At 65.0% G+C, this 22815-nt stretch carries 20 protein-coding genes; 16 read left to right on the top strand and 4 right to left on the bottom strand.

Translation table 11 applies throughout. The features are described 5' to 3' along the window. Positions 1-105 precede the first annotated feature (105 nt). Both ACOYW5_RS07865 and gltX read left to right on the top strand, forming a co-directional pair. A complete protein-coding gene (locus ACOYW5_RS07865; protein ID WP_423068695.1) occupies positions 106-1821 on the top strand; it encodes an NAD+ synthase in 1716 nt (571 codons plus the stop codon). Beyond that, positions 1818-3152 (top strand): glutamate--tRNA ligase, encoded by a 1335-nt coding sequence (gene gltX / locus ACOYW5_RS07860; RefSeq protein WP_423068694.1) that lies wholly within the window; start codon positions 1818-1820, stop codon positions 3150-3152. The genes ACOYW5_RS07865 and gltX overlap by 4 nt, the downstream gene beginning before the upstream one ends. On the opposite strand, the gene ACOYW5_RS07855 is transcribed toward gltX, so the two are convergent. Next, positions 3097-4254: a DUF2865 domain-containing protein gene (locus tag ACOYW5_RS07855; RefSeq protein ID WP_423068693.1), complete on the bottom strand. Its 1158-nt coding sequence runs from the start codon at positions 4252-4254 to the stop codon at positions 3097-3099. The two genes, gltX and ACOYW5_RS07855, sit on opposite strands and share 56 nt — an antisense overlap. A 299-nt stretch (positions 4255-4553) precedes the next feature. Here ACOYW5_RS07855 and ACOYW5_RS07850 point away from each other — a divergent pair, with 299 nt between their 5' ends. From ACOYW5_RS07850 to ACOYW5_RS07785, 14 genes are all read left to right on the top strand, one after another. Further along, positions 4554-5021 (top strand): c-type cytochrome, encoded by a 468-nt coding sequence (locus ACOYW5_RS07850; RefSeq protein ID WP_423068692.1) that lies wholly within the window; start codon positions 4554-4556, stop codon positions 5019-5021. 192 nt (positions 5022-5213) lie between these two features. Beyond that, positions 5214-5642, top strand: coding sequence for a hypothetical protein (locus ACOYW5_RS07845; RefSeq protein WP_423068691.1), 429 nt, complete (start codon positions 5214-5216; stop codon positions 5640-5642). A gap of 211 nt (positions 5643-5853) precedes the next feature. Next, the gene (gene cysS, locus ACOYW5_RS07840) at positions 5854-7272 is read left to right on the top strand and encodes a cysteine--tRNA ligase (RefSeq protein ID WP_423068690.1); all 1419 of its coding nucleotides are present in this window, start codon (positions 5854-5856) and stop codon (positions 7270-7272) included. Next, entirely contained in the window at positions 7269-7652 is a 384-nt protein-coding gene (locus ACOYW5_RS07835; RefSeq protein WP_423068689.1) for a VOC family protein, read from the top strand. The genes cysS and ACOYW5_RS07835 overlap by 4 nt, the downstream gene beginning before the upstream one ends. Continuing rightward, positions 7639-8145 (top strand): GFA family protein, encoded by a 507-nt coding sequence (locus tag ACOYW5_RS07830; protein WP_423068688.1) that lies wholly within the window; start codon positions 7639-7641, stop codon positions 8143-8145. Before ACOYW5_RS07835 ends, ACOYW5_RS07830 begins: the two co-directional genes overlap by 14 nt. Next, positions 8142-9101 carry a prolyl aminopeptidase gene (pip, locus tag ACOYW5_RS07825; protein WP_423068687.1) on the top strand — a complete coding sequence of 320 codons (960 nt, stop codon included), beginning with the start codon at positions 8142-8144 and terminating at the stop codon, positions 9099-9101. The genes ACOYW5_RS07830 and pip overlap by 4 nt, the downstream gene beginning before the upstream one ends. Continuing rightward, positions 9098-9604 (top strand): GFA family protein, encoded by a 507-nt coding sequence (locus ACOYW5_RS07820; protein WP_423068686.1) that lies wholly within the window; start codon positions 9098-9100, stop codon positions 9602-9604. Before pip ends, ACOYW5_RS07820 begins: the two co-directional genes overlap by 4 nt. Then, positions 9597-10073 (top strand): GFA family protein, encoded by a 477-nt coding sequence (locus tag ACOYW5_RS07815; protein WP_423068685.1) that lies wholly within the window; start codon positions 9597-9599, stop codon positions 10071-10073. The genes ACOYW5_RS07820 and ACOYW5_RS07815 overlap by 8 nt, the downstream gene beginning before the upstream one ends. Continuing rightward, complete coding sequence (locus ACOYW5_RS07810) at positions 10066-10548, top strand: GFA family protein (RefSeq protein WP_423068684.1); 483 nt, start codon at positions 10066-10068, stop codon at positions 10546-10548. The genes ACOYW5_RS07815 and ACOYW5_RS07810 overlap by 8 nt, the downstream gene beginning before the upstream one ends. 10 nt (positions 10549-10558) lie before the next feature. Continuing rightward, positions 10559-12166 (top strand): citramalate synthase, encoded by a 1608-nt coding sequence (gene cimA / locus ACOYW5_RS07805; protein ID WP_423068683.1) that lies wholly within the window; start codon positions 10559-10561, stop codon positions 12164-12166. Positions 12167-12282: 116 nt separating this feature from the next. Continuing rightward, positions 12283-14085 carry a LysM peptidoglycan-binding domain-containing protein gene (locus ACOYW5_RS07800; RefSeq protein ID WP_423068682.1) on the top strand — a complete coding sequence of 601 codons (1803 nt, stop codon included), beginning with the start codon at positions 12283-12285 and terminating at the stop codon, positions 14083-14085. A gap of 131 nt (positions 14086-14216) precedes the next feature. Further along, entirely contained in the window at positions 14217-14543 is a 327-nt protein-coding gene (locus tag ACOYW5_RS07795; protein WP_423068681.1) for an ArsR/SmtB family transcription factor, read from the top strand. Next, positions 14543-16441 carry an ABCB family ABC transporter ATP-binding protein/permease gene (locus ACOYW5_RS07790; protein ID WP_423068680.1) on the top strand — a complete coding sequence of 633 codons (1899 nt, stop codon included), beginning with the start codon at positions 14543-14545 and terminating at the stop codon, positions 16439-16441. Before ACOYW5_RS07795 ends, ACOYW5_RS07790 begins: the two co-directional genes overlap by 1 nt. A gap of 73 nt (positions 16442-16514) precedes the next feature. Next, positions 16515-17510 (top strand): acyltransferase, encoded by a 996-nt coding sequence (locus tag ACOYW5_RS07785; RefSeq protein ID WP_423068679.1) that lies wholly within the window; start codon positions 16515-16517, stop codon positions 17508-17510. Positions 17511-17634: 124 nt separating this feature from the next. Here the strand turns inward: ACOYW5_RS07785 and ACOYW5_RS07780 are convergent, their stop codons facing one another. The 3 genes from ACOYW5_RS07780 to ACOYW5_RS07770 are packed head-to-tail and all read right to left on the bottom strand — an operon-like array spanning position 17635 to position 22703. After that, positions 17635-20955, bottom strand: coding sequence for an efflux RND transporter permease subunit (locus ACOYW5_RS07780; RefSeq protein ID WP_423068678.1), 3321 nt, complete (start codon positions 20953-20955; stop codon positions 17635-17637). After that, positions 20952-22169, bottom strand: coding sequence for an efflux RND transporter periplasmic adaptor subunit (locus ACOYW5_RS07775; RefSeq protein ID WP_423068677.1), 1218 nt, complete (start codon positions 22167-22169; stop codon positions 20952-20954). Before ACOYW5_RS07775 ends, ACOYW5_RS07780 begins: the two co-directional genes overlap by 4 nt. 15 nt (positions 22170-22184) lie before the next feature. Beyond that, positions 22185-22703 carry a helix-turn-helix transcriptional regulator gene (locus ACOYW5_RS07770; RefSeq protein WP_423068676.1) on the bottom strand — a complete coding sequence of 173 codons (519 nt, stop codon included), beginning with the start codon at positions 22701-22703 and terminating at the stop codon, positions 22185-22187. Positions 22704-22815 lie beyond the last annotated feature (112 nt).

Raw genomic sequence — 22815 nt, 5'->3', positions numbered from 1 at the left:
AGCGGATAAGTCTTGCCGCGCCCGGAGCGCGATTAGGAAAAGTTGCAGACTTTTCCGGTTCGATCGCGCGACCGCGCATGTCCTCATTGCGGCTCGGATGTCACTGTGACTGATCGCCTTCGCATCGCCCTCGCGCAGCTCAATCCGACCGTCGGGGCGATCCGCCAGAACCTCGAGCAGGCCAAGCGAACGCTCGCCGATGTAGCGGGACAGGGTGCGGATATCCTGCTCTTCCCCGAGCTGTTCCTCACCGGCTATTTCCCCGACGACCTGCTGTTCAAGCCGCGCTTCGTCGCCGACGCCATGGCCGCCGCGCATGAATTTGCCGGCGCGACCGCCGGCACCAGCGTTACCGCCATCATGCCCTCGGTCTGGCAGGAGGACGGCAAGCTCTTCAATGCCGCGCTGGTTTGCGAGAACGGCGCCATCATCGCCCGCCGCTACAAGCGCGAGCTGCCCAATGACGACGTGTTCTACGAGAAGCGCTATTTCGAGCGGGCCGAGCTACAGGAGCCGGTAACCATCAAGGGGGTCTCGATCGGCATCCCGATCTGCGAGGACATCTGGCACCCGGACGTCTGCGCCCATCTCGTCGACCACGGCGCACGCATTCTCCTCTGCCCAAACGGTTCGCCCTATTGGCGCAACAAGCAGGCGACCCGCTACAAGCTTGTCACCGACCGCGTCGCCGAGGACAATGTCCCGCTGCTCTATCTCAACCAGGTGGGCGGGCAGGACGAGCTGGTCTACGACGGCGCCAGCTTCGCCATCGAGCCCGGCGGCCGGCTTGTCGTCCAGGCGCGCAGCTTCGAGCCCGAGATCATGATGTCGAACTGGGCCAGCACCCCCGACGGCTGGCGCTGCACCGATCCGCACGTGGCCCCGCTCTCGAGCGTCGATGAAGCGCCGTGGCGCGCTTGCGTGCTCGGCCTCCGCGACTACGTTAACAAGAACGGCTTCAAGACCGTGCTGCTCGGCCTCTCGGGTGGCATCGACAGCGCCATCGTTGCCGCCATGGCCGTCGACGCGCTGGGCGCGGATCGCGTCCACTGCCTGATGCTGCCCTATCGCTATACCAGCAAGGAAAGCCTCGCCGATGCCGAGGACTGCGCCCGCCGCCTGGGTGTGAAGTACGACGTGGTCTCGATCGGCGATCCGGTGGAAGCGGCGCTCGCCGAACTGCAGCCGGTCTTCGGCAACCGCCCGATGGACACCACCGAAGAGAACATCCAGTCGCGCATGCGCGGCGTGTATCTAATGGCCGTGTCGAACAAGCTCGGCGGCTTGCTGCTGACCACCGGCAACAAGTCGGAGATGGCGGTCGGCTACGCCACTATCTACGGCGACATGAATGGCGGCTTCAATCCGATCAAGGACATGCTGAAGATGCGTGTCTACGAGCTGGCCGACTGGCGTAACCACAACCGCCCGGCCGATTGCCTCGGCCCGGATGGCGAGGTGATCACCCAGAACATCATCGACAAGGCGCCCTCGGCAGAGCTGCGCCCCAACCAGACCGACCAGGACTCGCTGCCGCCGTACCCGATCCTCGATGAGATCCTGCACGGACTCATCGAACTGGAGCTCTCGGTCGCCGAAGTCGTCGCCCGCGCCGAAGGTCGTTTCGACCGCGACCTCGTCAAGCGCATCGAAAAGCTGCTCTACATCGCCGAATACAAGCGCCGCCAGTCGGCCCCCGGCGTGAAGATCACCCGCAAGGCCTTCGGTTTGGGACGGCGGTATCCGATCACCAATGGATATCGCGATGTGGTGGAGCAGGTGGAGCAGACCGCGAAGCTCGACAGCAAGGGGCTGGAATGACGGCAATGCCCACCGTCCGCTACGCCCCATCCCCCACTGGCCGTCTGCATCTCGGCAACGCGCGCCCGGCGCTGATCAACTGGCTTTTCGCCAAGGCCAATGCTGGCCGCTACGTCCTTCGCCTCGACGATACCGATACGGCCCGCTCCACCGAAGCGTTTGCCCGCGCCATCGAGGAGGATCTGAGCTGGCTCGGCGTCATCCCGGATTTCAAGGTCCGCCAGTCCGACCGCACCGCGCTCTATGACACCGCCCGCGACAAGCTGATTGCCGCCGGCCGGCTCTATCCGGCCTACGAGACCGAAGAGGAGCTGGACAGCAAGCGCGCCCGTGCTCGCCTGCTTGGCCGCCCGCCGATCTACGATCGCGCGGCCTTGAACCTCACGCCGGAGCAGATCGCGAAATACGACGCCGAGGGCCGTAAGCCCCATTGGCGGTTCAGGCTCGATGGCCGGCCGGTGCAGTTCGACGACCTGATCAAAGGCCCGCAGACAGTCAACACGGCCTCGATGTCCGATCCCGTGCTGATCCGCGCCGATGGTTCGTACCTCTATACGCTCCCCTCCGTCGTCGACGACATCGACCTCGGGATCACTCACGTGATCCGTGGCGAGGACCATGTCAGCAACACCGGCACCCAGATCGAGATTTTCGAGGCGCTCGGCGGCAAGGTGCCGACCTTTGCACACCACAACCTGCTGACCGGTGCCGAGGGCGAGGGCCTGTCGAAGCGGATCGGCTCGCTCTCCTTGGGCGAGTTGCACGAGGCCGGCTACGAGCCGATGGCCGTCGCTATCGAGGCCGTGCTGACCGGCACCAGCCTGCCGCTCGAACCGCACGCAAACCTCGACGAGCTGGCGGGCGTCTTCTCGCTCTCGGCCGTCTCGCATGGTTCCGCCCGCTTCGATCCGGCGGAACTGGCAAGCCTCAACACCCGCATTCTACACCAGATGCCCTACGAGACCGCGCGCCCGCGCCTGGAGCCGCTCGGCCTGGCCTCCGAGCCGCTGTGGCTAGCGTTGCGCGGCAATCTCTCCGTGTTTGGCGACATCGTCGATCTCGCGACGCTGGTGCGGGGGCCGGTGACGCCGGTCATCGCCGCCGAAGACCATGACTACCTGGCCGCGGCGCGCGACCTCTTGCCGGCAGAACCGTGGGACGAAACGACCTGGTCGAAATGGACCGATGCGCTCAAGGCCGCCACCGGCCGCAAGGGCAGGGCGCTGTTCCATCCCCTGCGCCTCGCCCTCACCGGGCGCGAGCAGGGGCCGGAACTCAAGTCCCTGCTGCCGCTGCTAGGGCGTACGGAGTCTCTGGTCCGACTATCCTGACGCGCTTGGTGCCGAACATCACCACCCGGACCGGCTGACCAACGGCCGGCGCGACCACGGCGACTGGCGTCGGCGCCGCTTCACCCGGTGCCGGCGGGCGGCGACGCGGCAGCGGCACATCGACATAGGTGGCGAGGTCGGCGACCGTCGTCACCGGCGCGGCCACCACCGTGGACATGATGCGCCGCTGGTCACGGATGGGCAGCGGGAAGGTGGCGCCGCGGAATGTCACCATGGCGCGCGTCGCTCCTCCACCCAGGTCAGCCACCGTGATCGCGCCCTGCTCCTGCGTCGAGGTGCACTTGCTGGTCGTGTCGAACTCGGTCCGGAACTTGAACGCAGTCGGCAGGTTCGAATAGGGCTCGCCCCACTCGTTGATCATCTGCGCCGGCTCCTGCCCCGGATTGTCGTAATAGTAGAGGTCGACGTCGAGCCCCGGACACATGGTGCGGCATTGCTCGGCATCATTGGCCACGTAGTCGACCAGCGTCGAATAGCTGATTGGCCAGTAGAAGCCGTCGGTCTTGCGCACGCAGAGCGTCCGCACGGTGTGATAGTCGCCGTAGGGGTCGAACTCCTCGCCACGCACGCCGCCTTCGCCATCGAACGTGTCGGTGAAGCCGCCGAACAGCCGCTCGAAAAGGTTGCCGCGATCGCTGTTGGTGATGGTGACGCGCGAACGACCGTCGCAATCGAAGCGCGACATCTCCTGCAGCAACGCCTCGCGCTGCTGGGCCACTGCCTCGCCGGTATCGACGCTCTGCGACATCTGCTTGAGGTCTTCGCGCGCCCCCAGCACCGCCCGCGCGATCTGCCGGCACTCGGCGTTAAGCTGCCGGCCGGCCTTGGCATCGTCGTTGCAGCCCTGCCGAACGTAGGAGCTCTCGGCCTTCTGCACGGCCCGCTGCAGTTGCTTCAGCTGGTTGCCCTGCGAGTTCTGGAAGTCGGAATTGCGATCGAGTTGCGCCAGCATGCCCTGCAGCCGCGCGCAGCTGTCGGCCTGGGCGTAGGCAGTCGTGACATCGAGCAGGAGACCGGCCCATGCGGTAAAGGCCAGCAGGGCAAAGCGTACGAGGAGAAGTAAGGGTCTGACGCTCGTCATTAACTCGAACCGGATCACTGGCTTCTCGCTACCCGGCCTTTGCGCCGAAACCGAGACGGGGCATGCGAGATTCGTCCTCTTAGCATGGCTGCCGCCGCGGTTAACGTCCAATGATGAGCGGCGGGCCACTCTGGCCGCGTGGTAACGCACGAGTGAAAAAGCCGAGCGGGTTTGTGGGAATATTTTGGCTGCCCCGGTGTTGGAAACGCAGCTACGCTCCTCTGGTCGCCTGCCGCGCTAGGGATTTCGTGGCAGGTAGCGCCATCAGGCCCCCATTCCGAGGACCTCAGGAGAACTCAATGCCGACGAACAAGCTTGCAGCCTTCGCGCTGGCCACGGCCGTTGCCGCGGTAGCGACCTTCGCCTTTGCCCAGGACGTGACCCCCGACCCATCGCTCGCCTCCCTCTCGCCCGAAGAGATGGTCGCCAAGCGCCAGGCCGTGATGAAGGAGGATGGTGGCATCCTCAAAGGCGCCGGCGCCTTGAGCGGCGCCGAGGCCGTCACGGCAGCGGAACACCTCATCCAGAACTTTACCAATCTCACCGTGCTCTTTCCCGGGGGCTCCATGGTTGGCGACACCGGAGCGCTCCCGGTGATCTGGGAGAAGAACGCCGATTTCCAGGCTATCTTCGCCACTGCAATCGCCAGCGCGACCAGCATGAAGGCCGCGGCCGAGGCTGGCGATGCCGACGCTTACATGGCAGCGATCAAGGCCACGGGCGGTGTCTGCGGCCAGTGCCACCAGACCTACCGCAAGCCGTCCTGAGGCGCACACAAGAGACATGTTCACAGGCGGTCCGCAAACGGGCCGCCTGCTGCATTTCTGCCTGATAGAGAGCGCAGGGAGTGTGGTAACAGGTGGCTGCGCGCCACCCGCGACTCCCATTCTCCCCGTAAAAGCGGGGATCACTGCCCACCTAGTCCCCGCGAAGCGGGGATCTCTGCCTGGAGTTTCCTTTTGCGAGTCAGTGTTCTTTTCGTCGCCATGACGGCCGCCGCTCTTTTCGCCGCCCCGTCGATGGCCCAGACCCCGGCCGATCTCACCCAGTTCACATCGTCCTGCCAGGGTGGCCAGGCATTCCTGTTGGGCGAGGTGCCGGCGGGCGTCGATTCCGCCTCCATCCTCACGCCGCTCTGCGGTTGCCTCACCACCGCGTTCGCGGAGCTGCCGCAGAAGGATGTCGACATGCTTGCCGCTGACCTCCGCGGCGAAGGCACCGACGCGGCGCATACCGCGCACGGCGATTATGCCGGGCTCACCGAGCGTGCCCGCGGGGGCCTTACCACCTGCTTCGCCTCGCCCGATGTCGCCGCCGCGATGGCGGCCGCGCAGCCGCCCGCCGACCCGGCTCCCGCCGATCCGATGGCGCCCGCAACGCCGCAATAACCGAGATGGGCAGGGGCGCTCCGGCGCCCCTTGCTTTTTGGCGAGCTTGCAGCCATTTTGCCGGCCATGAAAACCGCAACCGCGAACTGCATTTCGGTCTGCATTATTATCCGCTAGGCATCTGCTGGCGGCGCGGTTCTCTTCATCCTGAATTCTCTAGTCCCGAAGAACCCCGCCGTGAGCGCACCTCTGTGCGTAAAGGGAAGAGACTTTGGGCGAGATGACGGAACTGCGCCTCTACAACACGCTGACCCGGACGAAGGAGGTGTTCACCCCCATCGATCCGAAGAACGTGCGCATGTATGTGTGCGGCCCGACCGTCTATGACTATGCCCATATCGGCAACGCTCGGCCGGTGATCGTCTTCGACTTGGTGTTCCGCCTGCTGCGCCATCTCTACGGCGCCGAGCACGTCACCTATGTCCGCAACATCACTGACGTCGACGACAAGATCAACGCCCGCGCCGTCCGTGATTATCCCGGCCTGCCGCTCAACGAAGCGATCCGCAAGGTCACCGAGAAAACGGCCGAGCAGTACTTCAAGGACACTCTCGCCCTCGGCACGCTCGAGCCCACGCACCAGCCGCGCGCCACCGACAACATCCCCGGCATGCAGACGCTGATCACTTCGCTCATCGGATCGCGGCACGCCTACGAAGCCGCCGGGGAAGTGCTGTTCGCCGTCGACTCCATGCCCGACTATGGCCAGTTGAGCGGCCGCAACCTCGAAGACAACGTCGCCGGTGCCCGCGTCGCGGTCGAAGCGCACAAGAAGAACCCGGCCGATTTCGTGCTCTGGAAGCAGTCCTCACCGGAAGAACCCGGCTGGGATTCGCCGTGGGGCAGGGGCCGTCCCGGCTGGCATATCGAGTGCTCGGCCATGAGCGAGCGCTATCTCGGCAAGGTCTTCGATATCCACGCCGGCGGCCTCGACCTCATCTTCCCGCACCATGAGAACGAGATTGCCCAGTCCCGCTGCGCCCATGGCACGCCGGTGATGGCCACCTACTGGCTCCACAACGGCTTTTTGCAGGTCGAAGGCCAGAAGATGTCGAAGAGCCTCGGCAACTTCATCACCATGCACGAGCTGCTGGAGACGGAGAAATTTGGCGGGCGGAAGTGGCCCGGCGAAGTGCTGCGGCTGGCGATGCTGATGACGCACTATCGCGAGCCGATCGACTTTTCGGTGAAGCGACTTGAGGAAGCCGAGAGCAAGCTGCGCGACTGGCAGCGAGCGGCTTCCACTGCCGAGCGCGACTCCGTGTTGCCTCCCCATCCGGGAGTGGTTGCCGAACTGCTGGACGATCTCAACTTCCACAAGGTCTCGGTCGTCCTCGATGGGTTGTCGCGCGACGCCCGCAAGGGCGACGAGACTGCCGCCGACCTGCTGGGCGCCAGTCTCGAGTTCCTCGGCTTCGGCATCGACTCGTTGCTGCAACCGTCGTCGCTGTCGATCGATGCCACGGTCGACATCGAAGAAGCCGTCGCCACCCGCCTCGCCGCCCTCAACGCCCGCGACTTCGCAAAGGCTGACACCATCCGTGCGCAATTGCTGACACAGGGTGTCCAACTCATGGACTACAAGGACGAGGCCGGACAGCGGCAGACCAAATGGGAGCTGAAGCCATGACCACCCTCGATCACGTTGCGCTTTCGACCGCCGACTACGCCACCTCGCTCGCCTTCTACGAGAAGGCACTGGCGCCGCTCGGCATCACGGTGCTGATGAAGTTCGAGGGCGACGAGGGCAACACCGCCGGCTTCGGCTCCGACAATCCGTTCCTCTGGGTCGGCGACGGCGGCAAACTGACCGGTGGCCGCATGCACCTTGCCTTCGGTGCGCCCAATCGCGCCGCTGTCGATGCCTTTTACGCTGCCGCGATCGCTGCCGGCGGCAAGGACAATGGTGGTCCGGGCCTGCGCCCGCACTACCACGCCACCTACTACGCTGCCTTCGTCTACGATCCGGACGGGCACAACATCGAAGCCGTCTGTCATGCCCCAGAGTGAGACGCGTGAACCTACCTTCACCGGCGGCTGCCAGTGCGGCGCCGTGCGCTTTGCCGTCGGCCGGCTCGGCCGCGGCTCCATCTGCCATTGCCGCATGTGCCAGAAGGCCTTCGGCAGCTTCTTCGGGCCGCTGATCACATCGTTTGACGTCATCTGGACGCGTGGCGCACCGAAGTATTTCGCGAGCTCGGACAAGATCCAGCGCGGCTTCTGCGCCGAGTGCGGCACGCCGCTGACCTACGAGGAAACCGGACGCCCACCCGAGCAGCAGGTCGAGATCGCCATCGGCGCTTTCGATGATCCGACCGTCGCGGCGCCCGTGATCCAGGTGAATATGGCGGACAAGCTGCCCTTCTTCGACGGGTTGGCGGCGCTGCCGGTCCGCACCGAGTATTCGGCCGGCTGGCATGAATTCATGGCAAGCCTCGTCAGCCACCAGCATCCCGACCACGATACCGACACCTGGCCGCCCAAGGACGGTTTCCCCGCGTGAGCGCTCTCCGCACCTACTATCCCGAGATCGAGCCTTACGCTTCCGGCCACCTCGATGTCGGCAACCGCCACGCGATCTATTGGGAACGCGTCGGCACGCCGGGCGCGAAACCGGCCGTGTTCCTCCATGGCGGACCGGGCGGTGGGCTCTCGCCCAACCAGCGTCGCGTCTTCGATCCGGCCCGCTACGATGTGTTGCTGTTCGATCAGCGCGGCTGCGGCCAGTCGCGCCCGTTCGCCGAACTCGAGCACAACACCACCTGGGACCTTGTCGCCGATATCGAACGGCTGCGCGAAATGGTCGGCATCGAGCAATGGCTGGTCTTCGGCGGCTCCTGGGGCTCGTCGCTGGCGCTGGCCTATGCAGAGAAGCACCCCGAGCGTGTCACCGAGCTGGTGCTGCGCGGCATCTTCACCCTGCGCCGCTGGGAACTGCTCTGGTACTACCAGCACGGCGCTTCGCTGCTCTTCCCAGACAAATGGGAGCGCTTCGTCGCTCCGATCCCGCCCGCCGAGCGCCACGACATGATCGGTGCCTACCGCAAGCGCCTGATCAGCGCCGATCGCGACATCCGCGTCGCTGCGGCACGCGAGTGGGCCCGTTGGGAAGGCGAGACCATCACCCTGCTGCCCGATCCCGGCGTCAGCGATGCCTTCTACGGCGAGGACTACGCGCTCGCCTTCGCCCGCATCGAGAACCACTATTTCGTCAATGCCGGCTGGATGGACGAAGGCCAGCTGATCCGTGATGCAGGCAAGCTCCGCGACATCCCCGGCGTCATCGTCCAGGGCCGCTACGACGTCGCCTGTCCGCCGCAGACCGCGTGGGACCTGCACCAGGCCTGGCCCGAGGCGGAGTTCATCATGGTCGAAGGCTCGGGGCACGCGCTCAGCCAGCCCGGCATCCTGCATCACTTGATCGAAGCGACCGATCGCTTCGCTGGAGGTGGAATGTGACCGACGACAGCTATCGTTTCCGCGAATATTCCGGCGGCTGCCAGTGCGGCGCGGTCCGTTTCCACGCCAAGGAGTTGCGCGACAACCCGCACTTCTGCCACTGCCGCATGTGCCAGAAGGCAAGTGGCAACATGTTCGCCGATCTCGTCGGCATCCGCCACGAGCATCTGACCTGGACCCGCGGAAATCCCAGCGAGTTTAACAGCTCGGATGTCGCAGCCCGCGGCTTCTGCAAGGATTGCGGCACGCCGCTGTACTATCGCTCGCTCGGCGGCCCGCACGTGTCGATGACCATCGGCTCGTTCGACACCCCGCACCTGATCCCCATCCTCTACGAAATGGGCCTCGAGAGCCGCCATCCGGGCCTTCGGCCCGTTCCGGGAGCCGAGCAGGTCGGCACCACTGAGGAGGGAGACGGCGTCGAGGCCGTAGAGCGCGTCCGCGCCTCCAATCACCAGCATCCCGACCACGACACGGCCGAATGGCAGGCGTACCATGGTTGACCTGCCCCTCACCGGCGGCTGCCAATGCGGCGCCGTGCGCTATCGCGTCGAAGGCACGGTAGTCGATGCTGGCGTCTGCCACTGCCGCATGTGCCAGAAGGCCGGTGGCAATTTCGGCATGGCCTTCTTCGGGGCACCGGATCTCGAGTTCACCCGCGGTGCGCCGGCAGCCTTCGAATCCTCGCCCGGCGTCCTGCGCGGTTTCTGTCGCGATTGCGGTACGCCGCTGTTCATGCGGTATGCCGGCCAGCCCTACGACGTCACCATCGGCTCGCTCGATCGGCCCGACGACGTGCCGCCGCTCAGGAGCCAAGTCGGCATCGAAAGCGAATGCCGCTGGTTCCGCGACCTCGCCGGCGTGCCCAAACATCTCACGACAGCCGTCGAGGGTGATCGCCCGCCCGGTACCACCTTCCAGCACCCCGACCACGACACCACCGACTGGGTCCCGAGGCCTCGCCATGACTGAAGTCCTCTCCGGCGGCTGCCAGTGCGGCGCCGTGCGCTATCGCTTCACCATAAGGCCTGACGGCGCGCATCTGTGCCACTGTCGCATGTGCCAGAAGGCATTCGGTGCGTTCTATGCTCCGCTAGTAGGCGGGCCCCGAGACACCTTCATGGTGACGCGAGGCGAGATCGCATTGTTCCGGTCCTCGGATCTCGTCGAGCGGGGCTTCTGTCGCGACTGCGGAACCCCGCTTTCGTTCGCCGATATCGGCGGCCGTCACATCAGTGTTTCCATCGGGTCACTGGATGATCCCGAGGCCTTTCCGCCGATCGACCAGCACGGCACCGACAGCCGCATGAGCTGGGCCAATGGTCTCGGCAGCCTTCCCGATGTCCCTACCATCGAGGAACGCCACCCCCAGTCCGCCGCAGCAATCCGCGCCTCCAACCACCAGCACCCCGACCACGACACGGCCGAATGGCCGCCCCGTAACTGAGTATCCTCCGATGACTGCCCAAGAATCTGGCAAGGAACGCCTCTACCTGTTCGACACCACGCTTCGCGACGGCGCGCAGACCGCCGGGATCGAGTTCTCGCTCGAGGACAAAATTTCGGTCACTGCGCTGCTCGAGCGGCTTGGCGTCGACTACATCGAGGGCGGCTATCCCGGCGCGAATGTCGTCGACGATCAGTTCTTCCAGGAATCCCGCACCCGAGACGCGACCTTCACCGCCTTCGGCATGACCAAGCGGGCAGGGCGGTCGGTCGGCAACGATCCGGGCGTGCAGGCCATCCTCAACTCCGCCGCCGACGCAGCCTGCTTCGTCGCCAAGGCCTGGGACCACCAGGTTCGCATCGCACTCGAAATTGCGCCCGAGGAGAACCTCAAGGGGTTGCGCGAGACGGTCGAGGCCGGCGTCGAAGCCGGCAAGGAGGTGCTGGTCGATTGCGAGCACTTCTTCGATGGCTTCAAGGGCAACCGCGACTATGCGCTGAGCTTCGTGAAGACCGCGCTCGTGGCCGGGGCGCGCTGGGTCGTGCTCTGCGACACCAATGGCGGCACCATGCCGTCGGAGGTTTCGGCCATCGTCGCCGAGGTGCTGAAGGTCGCCCCCGGCGACAGGCTCGGCATCCACGCCCATGACGATACCGGGCAGGCCGTCGCCAATACGCTGGCCGCCGTTACGGCCGGCGTGCGCCAGATCCAGGGCACGCTCAACGGCATCGGCGAGCGCTGCGGCAACGCCAATCTCGTCACCATCATCCCGACGCTGATGCTGAAGCCCAGCTTCGCCGATCGTTTTGAGGTCGGCATCAGCCCGGCGCAGCTCGAGGACCTGACTTCGATCTCGCGCGCCTTCGATGATCTGCTCAACCGCGCTCCCGCCCGGCAGTCGCCCTATGTCGGCACCGCCGCCTTCGCCACCAAGGCCGGCATCCATGCCTCGGCGCTGGCCAAGGACGTGTCGAGCTACGAGCACGTCTCGCCCGAAAGCGTCGGCAACGAGCGCCAGATCATGGTCAGCCAGCAGGCCGGCCGCTCCAATCTGCTCGCCGCGCTGAAGCGCCATGGCATCGTGCTCGCCAAAGACGATCCGCGCATCGACAAGCTGCTCCGCACCGTCAAGGAGCGCGAAGCGCGCGGCTATTCCTACGATGGCGCCGATGCCTCCTTCGTGGTGCTGGCGCGCGGCATCCTCGGCACGCTGCCCGAGTTCTTCGATGTCGAGAGCTACCGCGCCAGCGTTGAGCGCCGCCACAACGCCAAGGGCGAGCAGATCACTGTCACTGAGGCCGTGGTGAAAATCCGCATCGGCGATGAACTGCTAATGTCGGTGGCCGAAGGCAATGGTCCGGTGAATGCGCTTGACCTTGCCATGCGCAAGGATCTCGGCGTCTTTTCCGAGCGCATTTCCGATCTCGAGCTGGTCGATTTCAAGGTGCGTATCCTCGACGGCGGCACGGGCGCGGTCACCCGTGTGCTGGTCGAAAGCCGCGATGGGACGGGCGAGCGGTGGTACACGATCGGCGTGTCGCCCAACATCATCGACGCCTCATTTGAGGCGCTTTACGAGTCGATAACCTATAAGCTCATGAAGTCAGAGGCAGCCTGAATTCCGCTAACGGTAGTACAGGACAGGCTGTCCCGTATTGCCCGGAGGCCCTGCTGAGCCGGACCGACGACCGTAGAACTCTGCTTATCGCCCTCGCTGCGGCCGGGGTGACGGTCGTGATCGGCCTGGGCATCATCGGTGCTCCACTTGTACAGGCCTGCGCCGGCGACAGTCGCGGCGTGGTGACCTGCCTGCGCGAAATGGCCGACCGCCGGTTCGATCTGCCCGGCGAGGCGGATTCGCCCGCCCGCGTGGTGGACACACAGGCGGTGCCCGCCGCCGCTGTTCCAGACGTTGCTCTTGCAGAGGTGACCACCGAGGAGCAGGCTGCCGCAGCGGACGTTGTGCCCAAGTGGTCAGCGCCCTCCGACGAGGCCAAACCTGCCGAACCTGCTATGCCCGTCGCCAACCCGCCCCCGGGGCAGGGCGGTCCGCTGCTACCGGCGGCGCCGACTGCGATCAACTCCCCGCCTTCCAGGCCGGCGGAGCCGGCCCCACCGGTCCTGCGCGAAGCGGCTATCGATGAGACCGCCGCGACGCCGGAGACTGCACCTTCAGTGCCCGTCGTGCCGGCGCCGACGGGCCTGCCCGCGACGGAAGCCTTCTCGATCACGCCGTTGGAGAACCCGCCGGCCGAGGCCCGGGAGGCTTCGCTGCCTGACGCAGCCCCACCGGTTGCTCCGCCACCAGTGTTCGAGGCACCTGTCTCGCCGGCACCCGAGCCGCCAGCTGCGCAGAGTCCGCCCGCTCCGGAGCCCGTGGTCGAGGCGGCCGGCGACGAGCCACTTCCACCCCCGCCGGCGCCTGCAGTCACCGCGCCGCTGGTCCTCGCGCCGACCATCGATGCGATCGAACTCGAAGGCGCGTCGAGCTACATTTCCGGTTCCGGTCCGGCGGGTGCGGTTGTCCGGCTTTATTCCGATGGCAAGTTCCTGGGCGAGAGCCCGGTCGAGGAAGGACGCTGGCTGGTCGAGGCCGGCGACATCCTCGCTACTCCCAGCAGCGAGCTGCGGGCCGAGGCTATCGAGCCCGACAGCGGCAAACGGTTGGGCGAGTCCGTCATCACGATCGAGATCGAACTGCCGCAGAAGCAACCCGCTGGGCCGCCGCCAGACGCTGCGCCGGCTGAACTGGCCCCTTCGGAAGTCGCGCCACCACCGGTCTCGGCGCCGCCATCCGATCCTGAACCGGCACAGCGGGGCGGGAGCGATTCCGTCGCCCCCGCGCCCGATGCTGGGTCACCCTCCGACTTGCCGGAAACGGGCAGCGATACCCCCTCGACCGATGCCCTCGATCCGGCGGAACTCCCGCCCGTGCAGGAAGAGCCGTCGCCCGAGTCGCTATCGCCATCGAGCCCCGCTCCTGTCGACGCCGAACGGCCCGCGCCGCTCGTCGCCAATCCAGAGACGGACTTGCCTCCACCTGCGCCGGCCGCCCAGGGAATAGTTGAGCCCCCTGCGGTGCCCGACGCCCTGGCTTCCGAAGCAGATCTGCCCCCGCTCGCGGCCATCATCCCGGACAAAGACTCCGCCTCTGTAGAGATCCTGCCGCCCAGCCCGTCAGAACTCGACGCGCTGCCGCCCATCGGCGCCACCGACCACGAGTCCGCGACGATCGAACTCGACCCGCCCAGTGGCCCCGCCCTGATGGCCGAGTTCTCCTTGCCCAAGCCGAGGCCCAGTGCGCCATCGGTCACGGTGCTCCGCCTGTTTCCCTTCGGCGACCCGGTCTATGGCCGCTTCTCGGGCGGACAGGCGATCATCCGGCGCGGCGACACGCTATGGAGCCTCGCTCACCGCTACTATGGCGCCGGCATCCACTACCGCACGATCTTCGAAGCCAACCGCGACCAGATCAGCCGGCCCTCGAAGATCTACCCCGGCCAGGTCTTCGACCTGCCGCTGGTAACGAAGGAGTAGGCCGCGCAGCCGTCTCTCTCAGTCAGGCACAATCCCTGCCACCGTCACGTCAACCACAACCCACAACTCCCCCTTCAGGCAGGTCATTTCGCCTTGCCTTGCCGCGGCCGATCTTCTATCGGTCAAAGACGATGAACCCGCTGTCCGACGACGATATTGCCAACATGATGCGCGCCCTGGGCCACCCGGTGCGGCTCAGCATCATGCGCATTATTGCCGAGCAGAATGCGGGGGACTGTTGTTGTACCGACGTGACTCAATGCTTGCCGCTGGCGCAGTCGACTGTCAGCCAGCATATCAAGGTTCTGCTCGATGCCGGTCTGGTCGAGCGTCATGCCAAAGGCACGCGCAACTGCTACAAGCTGCGTGCTGATCGTCTGGCCGAGTTCAACTCCGCCTGTTCCGGCCTCTTCGCCGGCCTTGCCACCACCGTTTCCCCGGTCAAAGAGCTCGCCTGATGTCTGTCGCCGATGAGGCGCCCAAGAATCCTACCGTTAACGCGGAGGAGGGTGGGCTGCTTTCCACTGTTCGCAACCTTTGGCAGTACATGTGGCCGGCCGGCAGGCCGGACCTCAAGCTGCGGGTGATTCTCGCCATTGGCGCGCTGCTGGTTTCGAAGGTTGCGACGACGCTCGTTCCCTTCGCCTACAAGTGGATCATCGACAGCCTCGACGGCTCGACGCCCGATCCGGGGCTGGTCATGGGCCTTGCCGTCCCCATCGTGCTGGTCGTTGCCTATGGCGTCGGCAACATCATCGATGCCGGCTTCCAGCAGTTGCGCGACGTGCTCTTCGCCTCGGTCGGCCAGCATGCCGTGCGGAAGCTGGCGCTGCAGACCTTCGAGCACCTGCACAAGCTCTCGCTCCGCTTCCATCTCGCCCGCCGCACCGGCGGCCTTTCCCGCGTCATCGAGCGCGGCACCAAAGGCATCGAGACCATCGTGCGCTTCACGATGCTCAACACCGCCCCGACGCTGGTCGAGTTCATCATCACCGGCGTCATCTTCATCGTGATGTTCGGCGTGAGCTACCTTTCGGTGCTCGTCGTCACCGTCTGGCTCTACCTCTGGTTCACCATCAAGGCCTCGAACTGGCGCATCGCCATCCGTCGCGACATGAACGACAGCGACACCGACGCCAACGGCAAGGCCATCGACAGCCTGCTCAACTTCGAGACGGTGAAGTACTTCGCCAACGAGAAGATGGAGGCCGCGCGCTTCGACAAGTCGATGGAGAAGTACGAGCGCTCCGCCGTGCGCATCTGGACCTCGCTGGGTTTCCTCAACTTCGGCCAGGCGCTGATCTTTTACGCCGGCACCGTCGTCATCCTCATCATGGCCGTGATCGGCGTGATGAACCGCACGCTGACGCTCGGCGATTTCGTACTGCTCAATACCTTCCTGATGCAGATCTACCGGCCGCTCAACTTCATCGGCTTCGTCTACCGCGAAATCCGCCAGGGCCTCACCGACATCGAAGAGATGTTCAAGCTGCTCGATCGAGCTCCCGAGATCCAGAACAAGCCCGGCGCCCAGCCTATTCGCATCACCGGCCCGGTCATCCGCTTCGAGGACGTGAAGTTCCACTACGATCCCGATCGCCCGATCCTCAAGGGCGTCAGCTTCGAGGTTCCGGCCGGCAAGACCATCGCTGTCGTCGGCCCGTCGGGCGCCGGCAAATCGACCATCTCGCGCCTCCTCTATCGCTTCTACGATGTGAGCGAGGGCCGCATCACCATCGATGGGCAGGATCTGCGCGACGTCACGCAGGAGAGCCTCCGCGCCGCCATCGGCATGGTTCCGCAGGACACCGTGCTGTTCAACGACACCATTGCGTATAACGTCCGCTACGGCCGGCCCGACGCTTCCGACGAGGAAGTGCGCAAGGCCGCGGACCTCGCGCAGATCGGTCCCTTCATCGAAGCGCTGCCCAAGGGCTTTGACACCCAGGTCGGCGAGCGCGGGCTGAAGTTGTCCGGCGGCGAGAAGCAGCGCGTCGCCATCGCCCGCACCATCCTCAAGGCGCCGGCCATTCTCATCCTCGACGAGGCGACTTCGGCGCTCGACACCAAGACCGAGCAGGACATCAAGTCCGCCCTCGATCTCGTCTCGGCCAACCGCACCACCCTCGTCATCGCCCACCGGCTCTCGACCGTCGTCAATGCCGACGAGATCATCGTGCTTCGCGACGGCCAGATCGCCGAGCGTGGCAAGCACATCGACCTGCTGCGCGACGCCGGCCTCTATGCGCAGATGTGGAACCGCCAGCGCGAGGCCAGCGAAGTCGAGGAACTCGCCCGCAAGGTCGCCAACGACCCCGAAGGCTTTGTCAGGCGCGGACTGCCCGCGGCGGAGTAGCGGCTTTGGGGTTCGTTCGGTGGAACCGACCGCTTGACCAACCCGTTGCGCTCCACCACCACAGCGTCGGCCCATGGCTCCACCACCCTCCCGCAATGCGTCGCTCGACGCCCTTCGCGTTCTGAGCCTTCTTGGCATTGTCACCCTGCACGTCGCGGGCGGCGGTTTCGCCGACAACAGGCCGCTCGGCTTCCTCGTCGATGAGTTGAGCCGCTTCGCCGTCCCGGTCTTCTTCCTGCTGTCGGCCTACTTTTGGAAGGACGCCGACCTTGCGCGCCCGCTTCGCCTCGCCGGTAAAGTGGCGCGCCGCGTCCTCCCCGCCTTCGCCGCTATCCTGGCGATCACCATCGCCCTGCGCCTCATCGAGCACGGTCGCCCCGGTTTCTCGCCGAGCCCTGAGGGCGTCCTGCTGCTACTCTGGACCGGCGGCCCGGCCTTCCACCTCTGGTTCCTACCGGCCCTCGTCCTGGGAAGTTTGATCGTCGGCACGCTCTTGAAGCAGTTTGGCCTGGGCTGGACGATCGGGGTCGCCATCGCGCTCTACCTCACCGGCACCATCATCGGAGCCTACTCGAAGCCGCTCTTCGGCCACGGCTTCCCATTCTGGATGGACCGCAACGGCCTCTTCTTCGCGCCAATCTTCCTCGTCGCCGGCGTCACCCTGCGCCGCTACGGCGATCGGCTGGGCAACCTCCCGATCGCCACCATCGCCGCAGCCGTAGTGACATTCGCGGCCCTGCACGTCGCCGAAGGCTACTTCGTCGTCGGGCGCTATGCCCTCGGCCACGACTACTCGATTGCCACTCTCGGCTACGCCCTCTCGGTCGCGATCCTCTTCACCCGCCTCGAACTCAGGAGCCAGATCTGGTCGACCGTCGGCCAAGCCACCTTCGGCGCCTACCTCATCCACCTGCTGGTACTGGACGTCCTGGCTTCGGACCTGAAGCTCGGGGCCAACTCACTGCTGCTCATCGCCCTGACCTTCGCCACATCGCTGGCAATCGGACTGGGGTGGCAGTGGGTGGTCGGTGCTTTGCGCCCGAGACGGCCAGCCCACGCTGTGGAGTAAACGGAACCGAGCCTGGTTGCGATTACCTTCGCTTGCCGGAGAAGATGATTCGGCGGACGTCATCGGCGAAAAGCAAAAGGCCCGGGACTATGCCCGGGCCTTTCTTAACTCGCATTGTCGGAGGCTATTCCGCCGCTTGCCGGCTGACCACCGTCACGCCGTCCTGCTCCTTCTCCACCAGGCCCGAACCTTCGGTCTTGATGAAGCGCTTGGAGCTGTCGACGTCGGCCGGGATCTCGACCGTCTGGCCGTCCGGTGTCACTGCCACTGCCGTCTTGCGGCCGAACAGGCCGCTGAAGGCATTGGCGATGGCGGTTGCGATGCGACCGCGGCGGATGACGGAGGGCGCGGTGATCATCACCGGCACCATCACCAGCGTGAGGGCGGTGGAGACGAACAGGCCCGACACCAGCGCGGCCGAGAGGTGCGTGAACCACGACCCCGCAAGGCCACCCCACACCACCTCGCGGCGGATGAAGTCGAACTCCATGTTGATCGCCATCGGGATCACGCCCAGGGCCGTCACCGTTGCGGTGAGCAGCACCGGCCGCACGCGCTGGCTGGCAGTGATCAGCATGGCCTTCACCGGCTCGACGCCATCGCCACGGTTGTAGTGGTTGTAGGTGTCGATCAGCACGATGCCGTTCTTCACCACGATGCCCGCGAGAGCCACGATGCCGAGGCCGGTCATGATGGCCGAGAAGCTCATGCCGGTAATCGACATACCCAGCACCACGCCGGCGATCGACATGACCACCGTCGAGAGCGTCACGACCACCTGGTAGAAGCTGTTGTACTCAAGCAGCAGCACCAGGGCGATCATCGCCAGCGCGGCCATCAGCGCACCAACGATGAAGGTATTGGTGTCGTTGATCTGCTCGTCGGCACCTCCGAACACGACGTTCGTGGTCGACGGGAAGCCCTGCTCGGCAACCCAGGTCTTGAGCTGCTCGATCTTGGCATCCGCCGGCACGCCCGGCAGCAGGTTGGCGGCGACCGTCATCTGGTAGCTGCCGTTCTTGCGGGTGATGTTGGCGACCTTAGGCACGGCCGTCCGCTGGATAAAGTTCGACACCGGCACGAGACCTTGCGCCGTCACGATACGGAGCGAGTCGAGGCTGTCGAAGCTGCGTTCATCGAGCGGCAGGCGCACCTTGATGTCGAGTTCGTCGTCGGCATCGTCCGGCCGGTAGGAGCCGAGCGTTACGCCCGATGTAACCAACTGGACATAGGGGCTGAGCTCGCGCACGCCGATGCCATATTTGGCGGCAGCGGCACGATCGATCGTCACTTCCCAGTCGATACCGGGGGAGGGACGGCCGTCCTCGATGTCGATGGTGTCGCCGAGCTGGTTCTCGATATAGTCGCGCAGCTTGGTCACGACCGGAGCGAGGTCGTCGTAGACAGTGCTTTCAACGCTCAGGTTGATCGCCTTGCCGGCGGGTGGGCCGTTTTCCTGCGCCGCGATCTGAACTTCGAGACCCGAGATATCCTTCACCCGGTCGCGGATGTTCTGGAAGATCTCCTCGGCCTTGACGCGCTCGTTCCACGGCTGCAGCTGCAGATTGAACTGCCCGATGGTGTCCGGAGGACCGCCGCTCGAGAAGCCGTCGCCGCCACCGCCCGAGAAGGTCATGATCGAGTCCTGGACGCCCTGCACCTGCAGGATTTGCGTCTCGACCTCGGCCAGCATGTCGCGGATCTCGACCGGCGAGTAGTTGCCCCGGGCGATCACGTTGACCGTGCCGAACTCGGCCTCCGAAGCCGGGAAGGCTTCGACGCCGGTCGGATTGCTTATGTAGACGGCGAACATGCCTATGACGACGGCAAAGCCGACCGTCAGCGTGATGAGCGGGTGCCGGATCAGGTGCTGGAGCGTCCGCACATAGATGCCGGTCGCCCCCTTCACCTTGTTCACGTCGAACTTGTCCGGGTACATGACGACGTCGGCCGCTTCCTTGGCCTTCTCGTCGACATGGCTCGAAGCAATGATCGCGCCGATCACGGGCATGAATACCAGCGCCGAGAGCAGCGAGGCGATCATGACCACGATCACGATGATCGGCAGGTAGCTCATGAACTTGCCGATAATGCCCGGCCAGAACAGCAGCGGGACGAACGCGCCCAGCGTCGTGAACGTAGCCGAAACCACGGGCACGAACATCTTGCGCGCCGCGAGGATGAAGGCCTCCTTCTTGGAGACACCCTCCTGCAGCTTTCGTTCCGCGTATTCGACCACCACGATTGGATCGTCGACGAGCACACCCACCGCCAGCACGAGGCCGAACATGATCATCATGTTGATGGTCATGCCGAGCATCTGCACGACGAGGAAGGCGATCATGAACGAGATCGGGATCGAGGTGCCGATCATGAGGGCAGGGCGCACACCGAGGGTGGCGACACAGACCGTCATGACGAGCGCGACAGCAGTTAGCACCGCGGCTTCGAGCGAGCGGAACAGATTCTTGGTGGTGTCCGCCTGGTCGATCAGGAAGCTGTGCTGAATGCCGGCCGGCCACGCCTTGGTGAACTCGGTCGTGACCGCACGCACCTGGTCCGAGACATCGATGACGTTGGTCCCGAGCTCCTTGATAACGCCCAGGGTGATCGCCGGCTGTCCGTTGACGTGCGCATACTGCGTCGCGTCCTCGAAGGTACGGGTGATGGTCGCCACGTCGCCGAAGGTGACGACATTGTCGCCATCGGACTTGATCGGCAGCGAATAGACGTCCTCGGCCGAAGTAATGAGACCAGGCACCTCGACGTTGAACGAGCCCTGTCCGGTGTCGAGCGTGCCGCCCGGTACCACCATGTTGTTCTTGGCGAGCGCGTCCAGCAGTTCGCCGGCCGTGAGGTTATAGGCCTCGAGCCGGCTCATATCGATGGTGACCGCCAGCATCTCGTCGCGCGATCCGGAGATCGTGACGCTCTGCACGGTCGGAATTTCTTCGAGCCGGTCCTGCAGGTCCTTGGCGTTCTGGACCAGGGCGCGCTCCGGCACGTCGCCGTAGATCGCCACCGAGATGGAAGGCTGATTGGTGAACGAGATTTCGGTCACCGACGGCTCCTTGGCGTCTTCCGGCAGCTCTGAAGAGACGCCGTCGAGCTTGGCGCGAATGTCCGCAAGCGCCTTGTCGCTGTCGGCATTGACGTTGAACTCGAGGAAGACCGAGGCATGGCCGGTCGTCGCGGTCGAGGTGTAGTTCTCGAGCCCGTCGATGTCCTTGACGCGATCCTCGATCGGCTTCGCCAGGAGGCGCTCCGCATCACGTGGGGACACGCCGGTCTGGCTGACCGAGACGTAGAAATAGGGGATGTCGATGGCCGGGAAGCTTTCCTTGGGCAATGACATGTACGCGCCAAAGCCGGCAAAGAGCAGCAACGCCATCACCGTCAACACGACCCGCGGCATGCGCAGGACGCGTTCGAGGAAATTCATCATGACTGCACCCCTTCAGCAGCGGCCTCGGACTCTTCGGACTGAGGCGTCCCCGTAACGTTGGTCGCGTTGACCTTCTGGCCCGGCACGACATACTCCTGGCCCATCGTGATGACATCCACCGTCGGTGGCAGGCCAGTCACCCAGACGCCCTCGCGGGAGTCCGACAGGATGGTCACGGCGTAGAATTCCACCACACCATCCTTGACGGCGCGCACCCCAAGTGCGCCCTCGTCATTCAGCGTCAGCACCGACTGCGGCAGCAGGTGCGCCGGCAGCGTACCCATGCTCACCGTCGCGGTTGCCGTAACACCTGACAGCACCTTGCCATCGGTATTGGGCAGCTCGATCTCGATCGGGAACGAGCGGGTCGCCTCGTCGGCCAGCGAGGCGATATAGCTCACCTTGCCCTCCACCGACTGGCCGGTAACCGTCGTGATCTTGGCCGGCAGGCCGAGTTCAGCGCGCGCGATCCGGGCTTCCGGCACGTTGGCGACGAACAGCATCGGATCGAGCTCGACCACGGTGGCGCAGGGCTGGCCAGCCTGGATCATCGTCCCGACGGTCACGACAGGATCCTGCACGACGCCCGTTGCCCACGATTTCACCTGCGTGCGGTCGAATTCCTGCTTGGCCTGGTCGAAGGCCGCCTGCGCCGCCTTGAGGGCAGATTCCAGCGCATTGGCCGTATTGGCCGCTGCGAGGCCCTTCTCGCGCAACTGCTTGTTGGTGTCGAAGTCGACCTGCGCCTGAGCCAGCGACGCCTCGGCCTGCGCAACGGCGGCGGCACGAGTTCCCTCGTCGATAGTGCAGATCACTTCACCCTTGGCGACCTTCTGTCCCTTCACGACATTGACCGCGGACACGATGCCGGTGGTCTCCGGTGCAACCGAAACCACCGACTTGGCCTTGGTACGGCCACGCAGCGGCACCTCCAGCGGCATCGGCTGCACGCTGTAGGTTTCGGTGCGGACCGACTGCAGCGGCGCCTCGGCGCCCGTCGATTCCGCCACGCGCTCGGCAATGGTCAGATGCGGATCGATCTCGCCTTCGACGTGGTGCTCCGCACTCTCCGCCGACGGATCGATGAAGGCAATGATCGGGCGTTCGCCGTTGCCCGGCCCGTTGCCGCCGGCGACGAACGTGCCGCTGCCCAGCCAAAGGGCGCCAATAACGAGGATTGCCCCGGCCGTGCCGTAGGAATAGATCGCACGCATATTCTGAAAGTCCCTCTACTCAGCGGCGGCGGCCGCGTCCCGGTCCGGACGCGCCAACGCAATAAGTTCAGCCCCGTGCGCCTCGATGTAGTTACGGGCCGCCTGCATACAAGTCCGGCCGTAATCGATGACCCAGGCATCGCCGGGATGGTTGTGTTGTTGTTTGAGCCGATCGAAATCGGCAAGCATCGTGTCGACTTCGGCGAGTCGTTCGCTCAAACGCTCTTCGACCAGCGATTGCGGCAGCTCGGACGCGAAGCGTGCGAACAGCAGGAATTCGCTGCGGAACTCGTCTTCGCCGAGCTTCTCGAACAGCGACTGGATGAAGGCCGAACGGCCTTCCGTCGTAATCGAGTAAATCTTCTTGGCCGGCTTGCCGTCCTGCTGCTCAACCCTTGATGTGACGAGCTTTTCCTGCTCCAGCCGAGCCAGGGCCGGATAGATCGAACCGTAGCTGGCATCGATGAAATAGGAGTACTCGCCCTCGATGGAGAGCTTCCTGATCTCGTATCCGGTGGCTTCCTCGTCATACAAGATGGCGAGGCAGATCGTCCTGACGTTCATGGCTTCCTATCTGTCCGACATATAACGGACCAGCATATGCCGGGCCTATATATGGAACGGGCGGAAACCGCAACAAGGGGAT

Origin of the sequence: Devosia sp. CN2-171 (assembly GCF_049354815.1) — a bacterium.
In the GTDB taxonomy this organism is placed as follows: domain Bacteria; phylum Pseudomonadota; class Alphaproteobacteria; order Rhizobiales; family Devosiaceae; genus Devosia_A.
The sequence above is the reverse complement of the archived record's forward strand: the minus strand, read 5'-3'. Positions and strand labels throughout refer to the sequence as shown.

Excerpts from the sequence above, each read along its gene's own strand:
- gltX (WP_423068694.1), top strand. The coding sequence starts at position 1,818 with ATGACGGCAATGCCCACCGTCCGCTACGCCCCATCCCCCACTGGCCGT.
- ACOYW5_RS07855 (WP_423068693.1), bottom strand. The coding sequence starts at position 4,254 with ATGACGAGCGTCAGACCCTTACTTCTCCTCGTACGCTTTGCCCTGCTG.
- ACOYW5_RS07850 (WP_423068692.1), top strand. The coding sequence starts at position 4,554 with ATGCCGACGAACAAGCTTGCAGCCTTCGCGCTGGCCACGGCCGTTGCC.
- ACOYW5_RS07835 (WP_423068689.1), top strand. The coding sequence starts at position 7,269 with ATGACCACCCTCGATCACGTTGCGCTTTCGACCGCCGACTACGCCACC.
- ACOYW5_RS07830 (WP_423068688.1), top strand. The coding sequence starts at position 7,639 with ATGCCCCAGAGTGAGACGCGTGAACCTACCTTCACCGGCGGCTGCCAG.
- ACOYW5_RS07815 (WP_423068685.1), top strand. The coding sequence starts at position 9,597 with ATGGTTGACCTGCCCCTCACCGGCGGCTGCCAATGCGGCGCCGTGCGC.
- ACOYW5_RS07810 (WP_423068684.1), top strand. The coding sequence starts at position 10,066 with ATGACTGAAGTCCTCTCCGGCGGCTGCCAGTGCGGCGCCGTGCGCTAT.
- cimA (WP_423068683.1), top strand. The coding sequence starts at position 10,559 with ATGACTGCCCAAGAATCTGGCAAGGAACGCCTCTACCTGTTCGACACC.
- ACOYW5_RS07795 (WP_423068681.1), top strand. The coding sequence starts at position 14,217 with ATGAACCCGCTGTCCGACGACGATATTGCCAACATGATGCGCGCCCTG.
- ACOYW5_RS07790 (WP_423068680.1), top strand. The coding sequence starts at position 14,543 with ATGTCTGTCGCCGATGAGGCGCCCAAGAATCCTACCGTTAACGCGGAG.
- ACOYW5_RS07785 (WP_423068679.1), top strand. The coding sequence starts at position 16,515 with ATGGCTCCACCACCCTCCCGCAATGCGTCGCTCGACGCCCTTCGCGTT.
- ACOYW5_RS07780 (WP_423068678.1), bottom strand. The coding sequence starts at position 20,955 with ATGATGAATTTCCTCGAACGCGTCCTGCGCATGCCGCGGGTCGTGTTG.
- ACOYW5_RS07775 (WP_423068677.1), bottom strand. The coding sequence starts at position 22,169 with ATGCGTGCGATCTATTCCTACGGCACGGCCGGGGCAATCCTCGTTATT.